Below are 16,673 nucleotides of genomic sequence, written 5' to 3' on the forward strand. Positions count from 1 at the left end.
CGCTCTGGAAAGTGCGGCCATAGTGGGTGATAGCCCTGTACGCGAAAATCTCTTAGTCATGAAATCGAGTAGGACGGAGCACGAGAAACTTTGTCTGAATATGGGGGGACCATCCTCCAAGGCTAAATACTACTGACTGACCGATAGTGAACTAGTACCGTGAGGGAAAGGCGAAAAGAACCCCGGAGAGGGGAGTGAAATAGATCCTGAAACCGTATGCGTACAAGCAGTGGGAGCAGACTTTGTTCTGTGACTGCGTACCTTTTGTATAATGGGTCAGCGACTTATTTTCAGTGGCGAGCTTAACCGAATAGGGGAGGCGTAGCGAAAGCGAGTCTTAATAGGGCGTCTAGTCGCTGGGAATAGACCCGAAACCGGGCGATCTATCCATGGGCAGGTTGAAGGTTGGGTAACACTAACTGGAGGACCGAACCGACTACCGTTGAAAAGTTAGCGGATGACCTGTGGATCGGAGTGAAAGGCTAATCAAGCTCGGAGATAGCTGGTTCTCCTCGAAAGCTATTTAGGTAGCGCCTCATGTATCACTGTAGGGGGTAGAGCACTGTTTCGGCTAGGGGGTCATCCCGACTTACCAAACCGATGCAAACTCCGAATACCTACAAGTGCCGAGCATGGGAGACACACGGCGGGTGCTAACGTCCGTCGTGAAAAGGGAAACAACCCAGACCGTCAGCTAAGGTCCCAAAGTTATGGTTAAGTGGGAAACGATGTGGGAAGGCTTAGACAGCTAGGAGGTTGGCTTAGAAGCAGCCACCCTTTAAAGAAAGCGTAATAGCTCACTAGTCGAGTCGGCCTGCGCGGAAGATGTAACGGGGCTCAAACCATACACCGAAGCTACGGGTATCACCTTCGGGTGATGCGGTAGAGGAGCGTTCTGTAAGCCTGTGAAGGTGAGTTGAGAAGCTTGCTGGAGGTATCAGAAGTGCGAATGCTGACATGAGTAACGACAATGGGTGTGAAAAACACCCACGCCGAAAGACCAAGGTTTCCTGCGCAACGTTAATCGACGCAGGGTTAGTCGGTCCCTAAGGCGAGGCTGAAAAGCGTAGTCGATGGAAAACAGGTTAATATTCCTGTACTTCTGGTTATTGCGATGGAGGGACGGAGAAGGCTAGGCCAGCTTGGCGTTGGTTGTCCAAGTTTAAGGTGGTAGGCTGAGATCTTAGGTAAATCCGGGATCTTAAGGCCGAGAGCTGATGACGAGTGTTCTTTTAGAACACGAAGTGGTTGATGCCATGCTTCCAAGAAAAGCTTCTAAGCTTCAGGTAACCAGGAACCGTACCCCAAACCGACACAGGTGGTTGGGTAGAGAATACCAAGGCGCTTGAGAGAACTCGGGTGAAGGAACTAGGCAAAATGGCACCGTAACTTCGGGAGAAGGTGCGCCGGTGAGGGTGAAGGACTTGCTCCGTAAGCTCATGCCGGTCGAAGATACCAGGCCGCTGCGACTGTTTATTAAAAACACAGCACTCTGCAAACACGAAAGTGGACGTATAGGGTGTGACGCCTGCCCGGTGCCGGAAGGTTAATTGATGGGGTTAGCTAACGCGAAGCTCTTGATCGAAGCCCCGGTAAACGGCGGCCGTAACTATAACGGTCCTAAGGTAGCGAAATTCCTTGTCGGGTAAGTTCCGACCTGCACGAATGGCGTAACGATGGCGGCGCTGTCTCCACCCGAGACTCAGTGAAATTGAAATCGCTGTGAAGATGCAGTGTATCCGCGGCTAGACGGAAAGACCCCGTGAACCTTTACTATAGCTTTGCACTGGACTTTGAATTTGCTTGTGTAGGATAGGTGGGAGGCTTTGAAGCGTGGACGCCAGTTCGCGTGGAGCCATCCTTGAAATACCACCCTGGCAACTTTGAGGTTCTAACTCAGGTCCGTTATCCGGATCGAGGACAGTGTATGGTGGGTAGTTTGACTGGGGCGGTCTCCTCCTAAAGAGTAACGGAGGAGTACGAAGGTGCGCTCAGACCGGTCGGAAATCGGTCGTAGAGTATAAAGGCAAAAGCGCGCTTGACTGCGAGACAGACACGTCGAGCAGGTACGAAAGTAGGTCTTAGTGATCCGGTGGTTCTGTATGGAAGGGCCATCGCTCAACGGATAAAAGGTACTCCGGGGATAACAGGCTGATACCGCCCAAGAGTTCATATCGACGGCGGTGTTTGGCACCTCGATGTCGGCTCATCACATCCTGGGGCTGAAGCCGGTCCCAAGGGTATGGCTGTTCGCCATTTAAAGTGGTACGCGAGCTGGGTTTAGAACGTCGTGAGACAGTTCGGTCCCTATCTGCCGTGGACGTTTGAGATTTGAGAGGGGCTGCTCCTAGTACGAGAGGACCGGAGTGGACGAACCTCTGGTGTTCCGGTTGTCACGCCAGTGGCATTGCCGGGTAGCTATGTTCGGGAAAGATAACCGCTGAAAGCATCTAAGCGGGAAACTTGCCTCAAGATGAGATCTCACTGGAACCTTGAGTTCCCTGAAGGGCCGTCGAAGACTACGACGTTGATAGGTTGGGTGTGTAAGCGCTGTGAGGCGTTGAGCTAACCAATACTAATTGCCCGTGAGGCTTGACCATATAACACCCAAGCAATTTGCGTCGAAGAGACCAGATTGCGGTGTGTGAAGACGAAACGAACCGAAAGTTCGATGTTCACAAACACCGAAAGCTGTCACATACCCAATTTGCTGAAGCGAGGCCACAAGGTCACGAGTCAGTACCCGAATTTCTTGACGACCATAGAGCGTTGGAACCACCTGATCCCATCCCGAACTCAGCAGTGAAACGATGCATCGCCGATGGTAGTGTGGGGTTTCCCCATGTGAGAGTAGGTCATCGTCAAGATTAAATTCCGAAACCCCAATTGCGAAAGCAGTTGGGGTTTTGTTTTAGTAGAAGTAACTGTTTTTGCTGGCTCGTTACCGTGTTGACGGGCCAGATACAGAATTTCTTGACGACCATAGAGCGTTGGAACCACCTGATCCCATCCCGAACTCAGAAGTGAAACGATGCATCGCCGATGGTAGTGTGGGGTTTCCCCATGTGAGAGTAGGTCATCGTCAAGATTGAATTCCGAAACCCCTGTCTGCTAACGCGGACGGGGGTTTTGTCATTTCAGGATCAGATAAAGAAACGACAAAGCCAGCCCCTGAGACATCAGGGGCTGGCTTTTTTATGCACAGGAAAAAGGGTTGCAGGATTTGAAACTGCCGCCGGAACGTTGCTCCGGAAACACCGTGACGAACGCTCTGGCACGCCGTTGGGCGGGAATCTGGCAGAAATACCATCCATTTCCTGTATGGCCCTAAGATTTCTCCGACACGTGCCGACAGACTGGTGAGACATGCGTGCACCAAAGTAGAGCGGCTAGTAGAACGCTGCCTGCACTGTACATGGAATGTTGCATCCGGAACGCATCCCCACTTTTGGCATAAGAAGTCCCATGAAATGAATCTCAAGTTCAGCCATAAAATCCTGTTGGCCGCCTCGGGCGTCGTGGTCCTGGCGTTCGCGCTGTTCACCCTCTACAACGACTATCTGCAGCGAAACACCATTCGCCAGAACCTCCAGTCTTCCGTGCAGCAGGCCGGTGATCTGACCGCCAGCAGCGTGCAGAACTGGATGAGCGGGCGGATCCTGGTGCTGGAAAACCTCGCGCAGAACGTTGCCCATCAGGGTAAGGACGCGGACTTCCCGGGCCTGGTCGATCAACCGGCCTTCACCTCGAACTTCCAGTTCACCTACGTCGGTCAGGCCAACGGTGTGTTCACCCAGCGTCCTGACGCGAAGATGCCGGACGGCTATGACCCGCGTCAGCGCCCTTGGTACAAGCAGGCCGTGGTAGCTGACAAAACCATGCTGACGCCGCCGTACATGGCTGCTGTCGGCGGGCTGGTGGTGACCATCGCCATGCCGGTGAAAAAGAACGGTGAACTGCTCGGCGTCGTCGGGGGTGACCTGAGCCTGGAAACCCTGGTGAAGATCATCAACTCGGTGGACTTCGGTGGCCTCGGCCATGCATTCCTGGTTAGCGCCGACGGTCAGGTGATCGTTAGCCCGGACAAGGATCAGGTCATGAAAAACCTGAAAGACATCTACCCAAACACCAGCGTACGCATCGAGAAGGGCAACCAGAACGTGGTGCTCAACGGTCAGGAACGTATTCTGTCGTTTACCCCGGTCAGCGATCTGCCGAATGCGCAGTGGTACATCGGTCTGTCGATCGACCGCGACAAGGCCTACGCAGCACTCAGCCAATTCCGCACCTCGGCACTGATTGCGATGTTCGTGGCCGTGGCGGCCATTGCCTTGCTGCTGAGCCTGTTGATCAATGTGTTGATGCGTCCGCTGACCACCATGGGCCGTGCGATGCAGGATATCGCTCAGGGCGAAGGCGACCTGACCCGCCGCCTGGTGGTCGAGAGCAAAGACGAGTTCGGTGAATTGGGCAGCGCGTTCAACCAGTTCGTTGAGCGTATTCACGCGTCGATTTCCGAAGTGTCTTCCGCCACCCGTCATGTGCATGACTTGTCGCAACGGGTGATGGCATCGTCCAACGCCTCGATCGTCGGTTCTGACGAGCAAAGCGCGCGCACCAACAGCGTCGCTGCGGCGATCAACGAACTGGGTGCCGCCACACAGGAAATTGCGCGCAACGCCGCCGATGCTTCGCAGCACGCCAGCGGCGCCAGCGAGCAGGCCGATGACGGGCGTCAGGTGGTCGAGCAGACGATTCAAGCGATGACCGAGTTGTCGCAGAAGATCAGCCTGTCGTGCACGCAGATCGAAACCCTGAACGCCAGCACCGACAACATCGGCCACATCCTCGATGTGATCAAAGGGATTTCGCAACAGACCAACCTGTTGGCACTTAACGCCGCGATCGAAGCGGCGCGTGCCGGTGAAGCCGGACGTGGTTTTGCCGTGGTGGCGGACGAGGTGCGAAACCTTGCCCATCGCACCCAGGAGTCGGCGGAAGAGATCCACAAAATGATCACGTCGTTGCAGATCGGTTCGCGGGAAGCGGTGACCACGATGAACGCCAGTCAGGTGTCCAGCGAGCAGAGCGTGGAAGTGGCCAATCAGGCCGGTTTGCGTCTGGTCAGCGTGACTCAACGCATCGGTGAAATCGACGGCATGAACCAATCGGTGGCAGCGGCCACTGAAGAGCAGACCGCGGTTGTGGAAACCCTCAACGTCGACGTTAACCAGATCAATCTGCTGAACCAGCAGAGCGTCGCCAACCTCAATGAAACGTTGAAGGATTGTGATGCGTTGTCGCAGCAGGCCAATCGTCTGAAGCAGTTGGTCGACAGCTTCAAGATCTGACCTGAAGTCAGACCGCGTTATCGTTCATCGCGAGCAGGCTCACTCCTACAAATTAACCGGGCTCCATCTGAAGGAACCCGATCAACTGTAGGAGTGAGCCTGCTCGCGATAGCGGTCTAGAACTCCCCGCCAAGCTCAAGCCTTAAACAAACAGCTTCAGCACATTCCCCATCGCATCATCCGCAAACCCCTGCACAAAATCCTTGAACCCTGGCAGTGCCTCTTCACCGCCCGCAGCCGGCTCGGCAATGATCGTCCACGTCGCCCGAGACTTACCCGCGCCCAGCGATTCGACATTCATCGCCGCCCACAGATTCGCCACCCCCAACGTGTTGTAAATCGTCGTCCAGGTCATGCTCCGCGCGTGCTCATCGCGGGAGTTGAGTTGCTCGACTACCACGTTGCCATCCTTGAAGCATTTCTTGCGCAGCGAGGACACGCCCTCGCCGATTGTTTCGATGTGCGACAGCGCCGGAATGAAACGGTCGAATCCGCCGAAATCGCCGACCACCGCCCAGACCTGCGCCGCGTCTGCCGGCACTTCTACCGAAGACACTACGTGGCAGCCATGCGGGTTTTTGATCAGGGTATCGGGTTGCAAAGTGCTCATGGTGTTGCTCCTTTTGTTGGATCAGATGAAGTTGATTTCTTTCAGGTAATCGCAGCCACGACGCAGCAGTGCCGGGGATTTCTGCGGGTAGTGCGCGCCCATCAGATGCACGCCGGCCTCAGCGTTGGCATGACCAATCAGGGAGATGTCGCCGATGTCTTCTTCGAAGCCGTTGAGGTAGAAACCGAGTACGCCGAACAGCGCGTTGTCGGCATCGACGCGGTTTAGTTGCTGCTGCCAGTCGGCGACGCTGACCAGCGCGAACTCGCTGCCGGTTTCGCGGAACGAAGTGACGTAGGCGTCCCAGCTCAAAGGCTCGGGGTTATGCAGGTTGAACACCGCGCGGTCGGACGAATAACGGCTGGCGTGGAAAGCAATGAAGCGGGCAAGAAAGTCCACTGGCATCAGGTCGAAATTCAGCGCGAAGGCCGGCACCTGGCCGAGCTGGATCGAGCCTTTGAGCATCAGCATCAAACGGTTTTTGTGCGGCTGACAAACGCCGCTCAAGCTGTTGAAACTAATGTTGCCAGGGCGATACAGATTGACCCGTACACCGCGTTCCCGCGCCCGTTCGAGGATGCGTTCGCCGACCCATTTCGACAGGTTGTAGCCGTTGCGAATATAGATCGGTGGGGTCGTGGCGGCTGGCAGTTCCAGCACCCGTCCAGCATCGTCCACCGTGCTGGAAGCCGACAGCGTCGAGACGAAGTTGAAAACCTTTTTGCTCTGCCCTTCGCACAAGCGCAGCAGGGCGAAAATCGGTTCGACGTTGTCCGCCGCCAGCGACTCGTAATCGAGTACGTGATTGACGTTAGCGGCGTTGTGCACCAGTGCGCCGAACTCGCGATCCAGGCGCTGATAGTCGTCGTCATTCAGGCCCAACTGCGGACGCGTAATATCCGCCGCGTAAACCCGCACGCGACTCAGGTCCAGATGCTCCAGGCGGTTTTCACGCAGTGACTCGGCAAAGCGTTGCGCCGCCGTTTTGCCGCCGCCGTCGCGCACCAGACACGCTACTTCGGTGGCACCCCAACCGAGCAGCGCCTCGACGATGTGCACGCCGACAAAGCTATTGGCGCCGGTGACGATGACTTTATGCACATCACCCATGCGGCTGATCGGCAGTGGCTCGATTTCCAGTGCACGCTCGGCGTCGGCCATGGCCTGGGCGCTGAGTACGGCGCTGTCATCGGTGCCGCGTACCAGCGTTGCCAGTTTGATGATGGTCGGCAGTTCGATGAAGCGATTGATCGAAATGCTACGCCCGAACTCCTCACGCAAACGCAGCAACATGCGCGAGAGCAGAATCGAGTGGCCACCGAGATTGAAGAAGCTTTCGTCGGTGGAAATGTCGCTGCTCGGCAGCTCCAGCAACTCCGCCCAGATCTCCAGCAACAGCGCTTCATCGGCATTCACCGGCAGGCATTTCGGCGCGTTGCCCTGCACGCTCACTGGCAGTTCCAGCAGTGCTTTGCGATCGACTTTGCCGTTGCTGGCGAACGGCATGCTCGCCAGCTCGGTCCACGCCACCGGTTGCATGTAGTCCGGCAAAAACTGTCTGGCGTGGGCTTTCAGCGCGTCGCGTGCGGTGTCCGATTGCGCTTGTGCGAGGAACGCGAGAATGCGCCGCTGACTGTCGATCACCACCGCCATTTGCCGGTACAACTGGCTCTCGCGCAGGCAGCGCTCGATCTCTTCCGGCTCGACCCGGAAGCCACGGATTTTTACCTGATTGTCGCGCCGCCCGCACAGTTCGATACCGTGCTCGCCCCACCTGGCCATGTCGCCGCTGCGGTAGGCGCGCAGCGTTTGGCCGTCCGGTAATTGCAGGGTCAGATAACGCTCGGCGGTCTGCTGCGGATTGTTCAGATAACCGAGGCAAACACCGGGGCCGACGATGAACAATTCGCCGACGGTGTGCTCCGCCACCGGTTGCAAATCGTCATCGAGAATCAGCACTTGGCTGTTGGCGATTGGTGCCCCGAGGGTACGGTTACTGTCGCCCGGTTTGAGCTGGCGCGCGGTGATCAGTACGGTGGCTTCGGTCGGGCCGTAAAGGTTGTGCAGTGTGCCTTGGCGGGTGAGTTGCTCAATGACAAACGGCTCGCACACGTCGCCGCCGGTCATCACTTGCACGCCTTCCAGTTGCTCCAGCGGCAGGATGCTCAACAGTGCCGGTGGCAGGAATGCGTGGGTCAGGTGTCGGCGGCGGATCAACGCGACCAGTTGCAATGGATCTCGTCGTTGCGTGTCGTCCGGCACCACCAGTTCGGCACCTTCCAGCAGGGTCGGGAAGATGTCGATCAGTGACGAATCGAAGCTCAGCGACGAGAACTGCAAGACCCGACTCTCGGCCTGCAATTGCACGTAATCGGCGTACCACGCGGTGAAGTGCGCGAGGTTGGCCTGACTGAGTAACACGCCTTTCGGATGCCCGGTGGTGCCCGAGGTGTAGAGCGCCATGCACGGTGCATCAAGTTCGGGGCGGCGGCGCATCAACGGTTGGCTGAGATCTGCCTCTGAGTTGTCGATGCGGCTGACGTTCAGCCCCGCCATGGATGCGCTGAGCGGATGCTCGCCATCATGCAGCAACAGCAGCGCGCCAGCGTTTTGCAGAATGTATTGCTGACGCTGCAGCGGGTGGCTCGGCTCCAGCGGCAGATACACCGCGCCGCTGCCGAGGATCGCCAGAATCGAGGCAAACAACGCCGGGCTTTTTGGCAGGCAGATGCCGACCACCCACGGTTTTGGCTGTTGCTCGAGCAACGGCAGCAAGCGCTGTTGAATCGCACGGCTGTGAGCGTGCAGTTGGCGATAGCTGATCGACTGTTCGGCGATGTGCAGAGCCGGGCGTTCAGCGTGGTGGATCAAGCTTCGTTGCAGGCGCTCGATCACCGGGATCTGCGCCTCTTCCAGCAATGCGGGATTGGCCGTGTCGTTGCGGTGATGGACGTAAGCCAGGCTGTCGAGGAACAGCAGGTTTTCCATTCTCTCGAAATCCGGCGCAGTCACTGACGCGGCCAGCTGCAGATAGTCAGCATCACGGGAGAAGCGGCTGACCAGCAACGCCACTTCATCGACCACCTGCGTCAGCACCCGTTGCCGCAGCGCCTGCCCATTGCCGGACGGCTCATCGCCAATCGGTACGCGGCTGATCAGTGACGAGCCAAGGAAACACAGCAAGTCGAGTGTCGGCAAACCGGCAGGGCTCTGCACGCCGACACCCAAACGCAGATGCAGGTGCGGGATCGAGCAGAAATCGCCGGCGCCGATAAAACCATCGTCGATGATCAGATCCACCGTCGATGCACCGGCAGCGCTGCGCTGCAAGGAGTGACCGTGTTGTTCCAGTTCCTGCGCCAGGTCGGTCATCGCCTGGCTGGTGCCAATCAGCAAAATGTCGAGACGTTTCATATCGGCCTCCTCATCAAACCAGATAGTCGCGCAGCGCGTGCTGCACGCAGGGCGCATCGAGCAGCGAGCTGTTGTGGAAGAACTTGACGATGTTGCCCACCAGCGGGTGATGGCGATTGATCGGGAATGCCAGCCCGGCCATCTCGTCCCTGAGCGAACGGCGCGTGGTCTCGCTGACCGGCAGTGCGTCGATCAGGCGCAGGTCGAAGGATTTCTGGATGTCGTTGGTCAGGTAATGGCCGATGAACACCGGCAGAATCTGCGCGATGGTTTCGCGATCCGCCGCGTTGGCGGTGTGCCAATAGATGCGCACCATCCGCGCCCAGAAACTCGAATGGCGACCTTCATCGAGCAAGTGATCGGCCATCAGGCCTTTGATCGACGGCTTGACCGTGTCGTCGCGTGCGAACGCCGCGACATCACCGGTCACGGTGTTTTCGGCGATGGCCACGCAGATCAATTCGACCGCGCTGCGCAGGTGCTCTGGCGCCAGCGCTACTGCCGCAGGAATCGCCCGGCTCAGTTCGATTTCATCGGGGAGCTGAATCGGTTCGATGCCGGTCATCGCCACCGTTTGCTGCATGAAATCCATCGCCACGAGGGCGTGGTAATCCTCGTCGACCACCACGGTCATCGCGTCGTAACGACAGGCAAACGGGAAGGCCACGGCGAAGCGATTCTTGGCGATGCTGCGCGCGGTCTTGTCGACGATCTCGGTCTCGAAAATCACCACGTCGTTGATGAATTTGTACAGCGTCTGCACCAAGACGAAATCACGCTGCTGCGGGCACTCGCGCAGGAAAGTTTCGCTGAGCACCAGCGGCTGGCGGCTGAGCGGATAGATCAGCCGTTCATCGTCTTCGAGTACGCGTCGCGGACGGGTGCGGACGGTCGCGCGGTTCTCCCAGGCGTCGGCAAAGGATTGATAGTCAGCAGCGTTCATTGGGTCACCTCTGCCAACGGCTCGCGCATGCTTACGCGCAGGCCGTCCCACAAGGCGATACGGCTTTCCACGGCGGCAATGGCGCTGGCGTAGACCTCGGCTTCACGTTGCGGGTCGCCGTTGACCAGGCGCTCGAGCAGGTGTTCGGCCGCCGGGCCGTGGTCTTCGGAGTCGACCTCGATGTGCCGTTCCAGGTAATAGCGAAAGGTCGGCGCCTGTTCGATACCGATGCCCCAGTCGTCAAGAATGCGCTGGAACATGGTCGGGATCACGCTCTCGCGACCATGCAGAAACGCCGCCGCCACGCTGTGTCCCGGTGCATGCAGGGCGGTGCGCAAGGTGTCGCGGACAAACTGCGCGGCGGCCGGATCAACCTCGACGCTTTGCAGCGCGACGTCATAGCTCACGCCTTCCTGTTGCAGGGCGACAAAGCGCTCCACGGCTTGGGTACTCGCGCCGATTTCGCGCATTGCGTCCAGGTACAGCTCAAAATGGCTGTAATGCCCTTCGGCCAGGCGATTATCCGACTCTTCGCCGAGAACGATCTCGTTGATCAGTCGGGCGGCGAGAGGATCGCGCGGCGGCAACCACGGTAGTCGGGTGCAGGTCAGCTCCTGCTGCAGGCGTTTGGTCAGCGACATGAAGTCCCACACGGCAAATACATGGGTTTCCATGAAGCGACGCAACACCGATAACGACGTGATCTCGGCAAAGATCGGGTGAATGCTAAGTTCGGCTTTCTTCAGGGCGAGTTGGTGCTTAGTGGGCATCATGATGTCCTTTATCGTTGATATTAAATGGACCTGCTCTGCAACTGCGCAATCAATGAAACTACGACTTACTTGTTTCCTGTCGACGGACGACAGCCTTCCTTCCTGATAGGTAAGTGCGGATCGATATACCTTTGACATGGCTTCATGTCTGCCCATCAAGCGCTGCTGCTGTACCGCAGGCATTGGGCTGCTGCCGAAGTGAAGGGTGAAGTTCAAACTTGGCGAAGAAAAGCTAATACACCGACAAAGTGTTTAACAAGTATATTTTTAATTATTTTAAGTTTGCTGTTTTTTGAAGTTGAGTTGTTCCAATAAAACTTTCAGGTAAAGTTTTATTTGGGCGTAGTTGCTCCTTTCGGCGAATAACGGCCAAAATTGCTCAAGAAGAGTGAATGCCTCACTCGAAGCAACTTTCCAGTAATAAGAATTGAATGATTTAAAAGGGGCGGAAGTTGGCCGTGACCCCGCGCCATGACTTCCTTTTTCCCGTGGCAAGGCTCCTTCCGTAGGTTCCTGGTGCGGGGACTGCGCCGGCAGGGCGGCGCGTCGCCCGTTCTTTATGGGGTGGCGGCTCAAGAGTGCGGGTAAATTTGCGCCACGGCTATGACCGATTCATCAGCGGCAACGTGCAAATATCGGACTGAACGGCGCAAGGAGGTTAGAGCGGACATGTGGATCCGCCCAGCAGAGGGCTGGCGGATCGCTTGGGGATTTGTAAGCGGGTGATTCGCGGGGCAGTGCGCGCTCAGCGCGCAGCTTGGCGGTTTTGCGCGGCAGGGGTAGCGAGATAACGGGTAATCACTTCGACACCGCGATTGAGGTGCTGCTCGAGGAGTTTGATCGACAGCTCAGTGTCGCGATCCTGCACGGCTTGCAACATCGCCCGGTGATCGTCCTGGGACAATTTGCCCAGGCCCATGGCCTCAAGGTTGAAGCGCAGAAAACGCTCTTCTTCGTTGAGCCCGTCTTCAACCAGTCGCAGTAAGCGTTGGTTGGGCGCCTTGCTGTACAGGGCCATGTGGAACAAACGGTTGAGCCGGCCGATTTCCGTGTAGTCGTGTTGCGCCTCAAGCTCTTCGATGTACCCGGCTGCGCGTGCGTGGTCGGCAGCGGTCAGCAGCGGAATCGATTGCCGCATGGCTTCGGATTCGAGCAGGATGCGCAACTCGTAGGTTTCGGTCGCGTCACCCTGAATCAATGGCGCAACCACTGCACCTTTATGCGTAGTAACGCTCAGCAGTTCTTGGGCTTCGAGCTGGCGCAACGCTTCGCGCACCGGCATGCGGCTGACACCGAAAAGGTCGGCCAGATCCTGCTGGCGCAGCGCCGTGCCACAGGGCAGACGACCGTCGAGGATTGCCGAGCGCAGGGTTTCTTCGATCACCGAACGGGCCAGATGAGCAGGAATCGGTCCATCGACTTTAATGCTGTGCAACGGTTTGGGCTTCTGTGTCACGACTACGCACCCTGTATGTCGGCCTGGTTTGGATCCAAATGACACTAGTGATTGCTCTACAGGTTGTCAAACCTTGTAAAACATCGCTGTGCCAACTGAAGTTTAGCGTGCCGAGTATGATCTCATGGTGCCATTGTTTTTTGTCGGGCTAAGCTTCACCATCAAACGCTTTCCTTCCTGCCCCCTGGAAACCTGCTGTGGCGGTACGTTTCGCGATCCCCCGGACTCTGCGCTGGCTAGGCTGCGCACTGCTGCTGGCCGGCGTCATGCTGGGCGGTCTGCATGCCGATTGGGATTTTTCCACGATCAGCCGCAAAGCCACGGCACTCTACGGGCCGCTGGGTGCCGGGCAGCAGCGCATTGATGCCTGGCAGAATCTGTTGGCCACGCAGAAACAAGTCAGCGAGATGGAAAAGCTCAAAGTGGTGAACCTGTTCTTCAACAAACAGGTGCGCTACGTCGAGGACATCGATCTGTGGCACGAGGTCGATTACTGGGAAACGCCGATCGAGGCGCTGTGGAAGGGCGCCGGCGACTGCGAAGACTATGCGATCGCCAAGTATTTCAGCTTGCGTCATCTTGGGGTTTCCAGTGACAAGCTGCGTATCACCTACGTCAAGGCGTTGCGTCAGAACCGCGCGCACATGGTCCTGACTTACTATGCCACCCCCGATGCCATGCCTCTGGTGCTCGACAGCCTGATCGATCCGATCCAGCCGGCGTCGCAGCGAACCGATTTGCTGCCGGTCTACTCTTTTAATGCTGAAGGGTTGTACCTGCCGGGCGCCAAGGGCAACAAGAAGGTCGGTGACACCAAACGCCTGTCACGCTGGCAGGATGTGTTGAAGAAAATGCAGGCCGAAGGTTTCCCGGTCGAAACGACTAACTAGGAGCATGCGCTCAGATGTCTTTGTTCAAACAGCTGTTGATCGCTATCTGTCTGTTCCTGGTGGTCGCCTTCACCGGCAGCTTCATGGTCAGTCTGGAAAGCTCGCGCACCCAGTACGTCAACCAGTTGCGTTCCCACGCCCAGGACGCCGCGACGGCGCTGGCGTTGTCGCTGACGCCGAATATCGACGATCCGGCCATGGTCGAGTTGCTGGTCAGCTCGATTTTCGACAGCGGTTATTACGCGAGCATCCGCGTGGTCGATCTGAAGACTGACCAGACGATTGTTGAGCGCAACGGCATTCCGGCCGTCACCAATGTGCCGGACTGGTTCGTCAAGCTGATCGGCCTGGAGCCGGCCGGTGGCGACGCGCTGGTCAGCCGTGGCTGGGAGCAGGCGGCGCGAGTCGAGGTGGTCAGCCATCCGATGTTTGCTGTGGCCAAATTGTGGCAGAGCGCGTTGGGCAGCCTTGGCTGGCTGCTGATCTGCGGGGCGATCAGTGCCGTGCTCGGCGCGCTGCTGCTGCGCCGGCAGTTGAAGCCGCTGGATTACATGGTCAAGCAGTCCCACGCCATCGCCCGTCGCGAATTCCTCAGCCTGCCGGAACTGCCGCGCACACCTGAGTTGCGCCGTGTGGTGCAGGCGATGAACCAGATGGTCGAGAAGCTCAAGGCGCTGTTCCAGGAGCAGGCCGAACGCAGTGAAAAGCTGCGCGCCGAGTCCTATCAGGACAATCTCACGGGGCTTGCCAACCGGCGCTATTTCGAAATGCAGTTGCACAACCGGGTGAGCAACCCGGAGCAGGCCAGTTCCGGTTATCTGCTGCTATTGCGGGTCAAGGATCTGGCCGGGCTCAACCAGCGTCTCGGTGGCCAGCGCACCGATGAATTGTTGAAAGCAGTTGGCGAGCAACTGTCCCGCGAATGCGCCAAATACCCGGAAACCCAAAACCTCGTCACCCGTATTCGTGGCGGAGAGTTTGCCGTGCTGGCGCCGGGGCTGGTTCGTGAGGAAGCGCTGCAACTGGCGCAGAACCTCGACAGCGCTTTGAGCAGTCTGCACGCCACCGGGGCGACCGATGTGGCTGCCGTGGCGTCGATCGGCCTGGCGCCGTTCACCCACGGTGATTCACCGCAACAAGTACTGACGCTCGGCGATCAGGCGCTGGCGCAAGCTGAAGGTCAGGGCGAGCAGAATTGGGCGTGCATCGATCAGAGCCTGACGGCGGATGTCGGCGACGATCACCATGCTTGGCATCGCTTGCTCGATCAGGCCTTGAATCAGCAGCGTTTCGAGCTGTATTTCCAGCCGGTGGTCGCCGCCGCAGACACGCAGCTGGTGCTGCATTACAAAGTGCTCTCGCGCCTGCTCGATGATCAGGGCCAGACCATCCCGGCCGGGCGCTTCCTGCCGTGGCTGGAACGCTTCGGCTGGACTGCACGGCTTGACCGCCTGATGCTCGAACGCGTGCTGGAGCAAATGAAAGAGCACGAAGATTCGCTGGCGCTGAATTTGTCCTCGGCGACTCTGGCTGACCCGCAGGCGTTGAACAAAGTCTTCGAGATTCTGCGCGCGCATTCCAACCTCGGCGAGCGCTTGACCCTGGAAATCGGCGAGGAGCAATTGCCCGAACAAGCGGTGCTGGAGCAGTTGACCCGGCGCCTGCGCGAACTCGGTTTCTCTCTGAGCCTGCAACGCTTTGGTGGGCGCTTCAGCATGATCGGCAACCTGGCGCGGCTGGGGCTGGCGTACTTGAAGATCGATGGCAGTTACATTCGTGCGATTGATCAGGAGAGTGACAAGCGTCTGTTTATCGAGGCGATTCAGCGTGCGGCGCACAGCATTGATCTGCCGCTGATTGCCGAGCGGGTCGAGACGGAAGGGGAGTTGTCGGTGATTCGCGAGATGGGCTTGTATGGGGTTCAGGGGCGGTTGTTTGGTGAGCCTCGGCCTTGGCGGTGAGATTGCAAAAGCCACCCTCACCCTAGCCCTCTCCCAGAGGGAGAGGGGACTGATCGTGGGATATTGATGTAATACGCCGACGTGAAAGAGCTCCGCTGAATCCATAAACGACTCGATTTCTCAGGTCGATGTATGGCGCCAGACACCTCGGTCAGCCCCTCTCCCTCACGGGGACTGATTGGGGGATATTCGGGAAGTACGCCGACGTGAAAGATGTCCGCTGAATCCATAATCGACTCGAATTCTCAGGTCGATGTATAGCGCCAGACACCTCGGTCGGCCCCTCTCCCTCACGGGGACTGATTGGGGGATATTCGGGAAGTACGCCGACGTGAAAGATGTCCGCTGAATCCATAAACGACTCGATTTCTCAGGTCGATGTATGGCGCCAGACACCTCGGTCGGCCCCTCTCCCTCGCGGGGACTGATTGGGGGATATTCGGGAAGTACGCCGACGTGAACGATTTGCGCTGAATCCATAAACGACTCGATTTCTCAGGTCGATGTATGGCGCCAGACACCTCGGTCGGCCCCTCTCCCTCACGGGGACTGATTGGGGGATATTCGGGAAGTACGCCGACGTGAACGATTTGCGCTGAATCCATAATCGACTCGATTTCTCAGGTCGATGTATGGCGCCAGACACCTCGGTCGGCCCCTCTCCCTCACGGGGACTGATTGGGGGATGTTCGGGAAGTACGCTGACGTGAACGATTTGCGCTGAATCCATAATCGACTCGATTTCTCAGGTCGATGTATGGCGCCAGACACCTCGGTCAGCTCCCTCTCCCACCGGGAGAGGGCTGGGGTGAGGGTAGGCTTTTGATACTGGGTGGATCAGATCAACCCGCCCTCATCCTCATCGATCAACTGGCTCAACCCGCCCAACGCCTCACGCGCCTGGGTCCGGTCCATCAGTTTGGCCTGGGCCGCCGGCGGCAGGTCGGTGACGCGGATCACGCCCTTCTGGGTCAGCACCTGAATCAGGTCGTCGAGTACCCGAATCATTTCGAAGTCGCTCTGCTTGAGCTGCTTCAGGCTGGTTTCCACCACTTCATTGGCGAACCAGGCCTGGATTTCATGGCTGTCGGCCGGCAGCGTTTCCGTGGCCTCGGCGTAGGCCGCGGCTTCCACGCGAATCAACAGACCTTGCGCATCGCGTTGCACGTAAAACATTGAGCATCCCTCAGAAATGAACCAGCGTCATGCTGTCAGCAGCATAGCCAACTGTGCGCGAGTATGCGGTGCGGCGACGCGATCGTCACCGGTCCGGTC

General features: G+C 57.9%; 10 protein-coding genes and 3 rRNA genes (1 of these 13 only partly in view). 7 read left to right on the top strand and 6 right to left on the bottom strand.

The annotated features are described in order from the left end of the window. The 4 genes from AB4N74_RS24530 to AB4N74_RS24545 all read left to right on the top strand — a co-directional run. Positions 1 to 2,600: ribosomal RNA gene (locus AB4N74_RS24530) — 23S ribosomal RNA — on the top strand (it extends 294 nt beyond the left edge of the window). Between the two features lie 151 nt (positions 2,601 to 2,751). Beyond that, positions 2,752 to 2,867: ribosomal RNA gene (rrf, locus tag AB4N74_RS24535) — 5S ribosomal RNA — on the top strand. A gap of 105 nt (positions 2,868 to 2,972) precedes the next feature. Next, positions 2,973 to 3,088 (top strand): 5S ribosomal RNA (rrf, locus tag AB4N74_RS24540). Positions 3,089 to 3,470: 382 nt separating this feature from the next. Continuing rightward, positions 3,471 to 5,351 (top strand): methyl-accepting chemotaxis protein, encoded by a 1,881-nt coding sequence (locus AB4N74_RS24545; RefSeq protein ID WP_093442675.1) that lies wholly within the window; start codon positions 3,471 to 3,473, stop codon positions 5,349 to 5,351. A gap of 142 nt (positions 5,352 to 5,493) precedes the next feature. Here AB4N74_RS24545 and AB4N74_RS24550 read toward each other — a convergent pair whose 3' ends face one another. Genes AB4N74_RS24550 through AB4N74_RS24565 form a run of 4 tightly spaced genes read right to left on the bottom strand, consistent with a single transcriptional unit; the run spans position 5,494 to position 11,091 of the window. Next, the gene (locus tag AB4N74_RS24550) at positions 5,494 to 5,961 is read right to left on the bottom strand and encodes an SRPBCC family protein (RefSeq protein WP_099757652.1); all 468 of its coding nucleotides are present in this window, start codon (positions 5,959 to 5,961) and stop codon (positions 5,494 to 5,496) included. Positions 5,962 to 5,982: 21 nt separating this feature from the next. Next, the gene (locus AB4N74_RS24555; protein WP_460097461.1) at positions 5,983 to 9,375 is read right to left on the bottom strand and encodes an amino acid adenylation domain-containing protein; all 3,393 of its coding nucleotides are present in this window, start codon (positions 9,373 to 9,375) and stop codon (positions 5,983 to 5,985) included. Positions 9,376 to 9,388: 13 nt separating this feature from the next. Continuing rightward, a complete protein-coding gene (locus AB4N74_RS24560; protein WP_460097463.1) occupies positions 9,389 to 10,318 on the bottom strand; it encodes a diiron oxygenase in 930 nt (309 codons plus the stop codon). Beyond that, the gene (locus AB4N74_RS24565) at positions 10,315 to 11,091 is read right to left on the bottom strand and encodes a DUF3050 domain-containing protein (RefSeq protein WP_093442663.1); all 777 of its coding nucleotides are present in this window, start codon (positions 11,089 to 11,091) and stop codon (positions 10,315 to 10,317) included. The genes AB4N74_RS24560 and AB4N74_RS24565 overlap by 4 nt, the downstream gene beginning before the upstream one ends. Before the next feature lie 144 nt (positions 11,092 to 11,235). Here AB4N74_RS24565 and AB4N74_RS24570 point away from each other — a divergent pair, with 144 nt between their 5' ends. Next, entirely contained in the window at positions 11,236 to 11,406 is a 171-nt protein-coding gene (locus AB4N74_RS24570) for a hypothetical protein (RefSeq protein ID WP_158561687.1), read from the top strand. Positions 11,407 to 11,836: 430 nt separating this feature from the next. Here the strand turns inward: AB4N74_RS24570 and AB4N74_RS24575 are convergent, their stop codons facing one another. Continuing rightward, the gene (locus tag AB4N74_RS24575; RefSeq protein WP_093442659.1) at positions 11,837 to 12,547 is read right to left on the bottom strand and encodes a GntR family transcriptional regulator; all 711 of its coding nucleotides are present in this window, start codon (positions 12,545 to 12,547) and stop codon (positions 11,837 to 11,839) included. Positions 12,548 to 12,744: 197 nt separating this feature from the next. Between AB4N74_RS24575 and lapG the strand changes: the two genes are divergently transcribed. Next, positions 12,745 to 13,437 carry a cysteine protease LapG gene (gene lapG, locus AB4N74_RS24580; RefSeq protein WP_095113878.1) on the top strand — a complete coding sequence of 231 codons (693 nt, stop codon included), beginning with the start codon at positions 12,745 to 12,747 and terminating at the stop codon, positions 13,435 to 13,437. 14 nt (positions 13,438 to 13,451) lie between these two features. Then, a complete protein-coding gene (gene lapD, locus AB4N74_RS24585) occupies positions 13,452 to 15,398 on the top strand; it encodes a cyclic di-GMP receptor LapD (protein WP_460097464.1) in 1,947 nt (648 codons plus the stop codon). Between the two features lie 837 nt (positions 15,399 to 16,235). Here the strand turns inward: lapD and AB4N74_RS24590 are convergent. Then, on the bottom strand, positions 16,236 to 16,574 hold the full coding sequence (locus AB4N74_RS24590) for a hypothetical protein (RefSeq protein ID WP_007918987.1): 339 nt from the start codon (positions 16,572 to 16,574) through the stop codon (positions 16,236 to 16,238). Between the last annotated feature and the right edge of the window lie 99 nt (positions 16,575 to 16,673).

It is taken from the genome of Pseudomonas sp. H3_C08, from assembly GCF_054669455.1.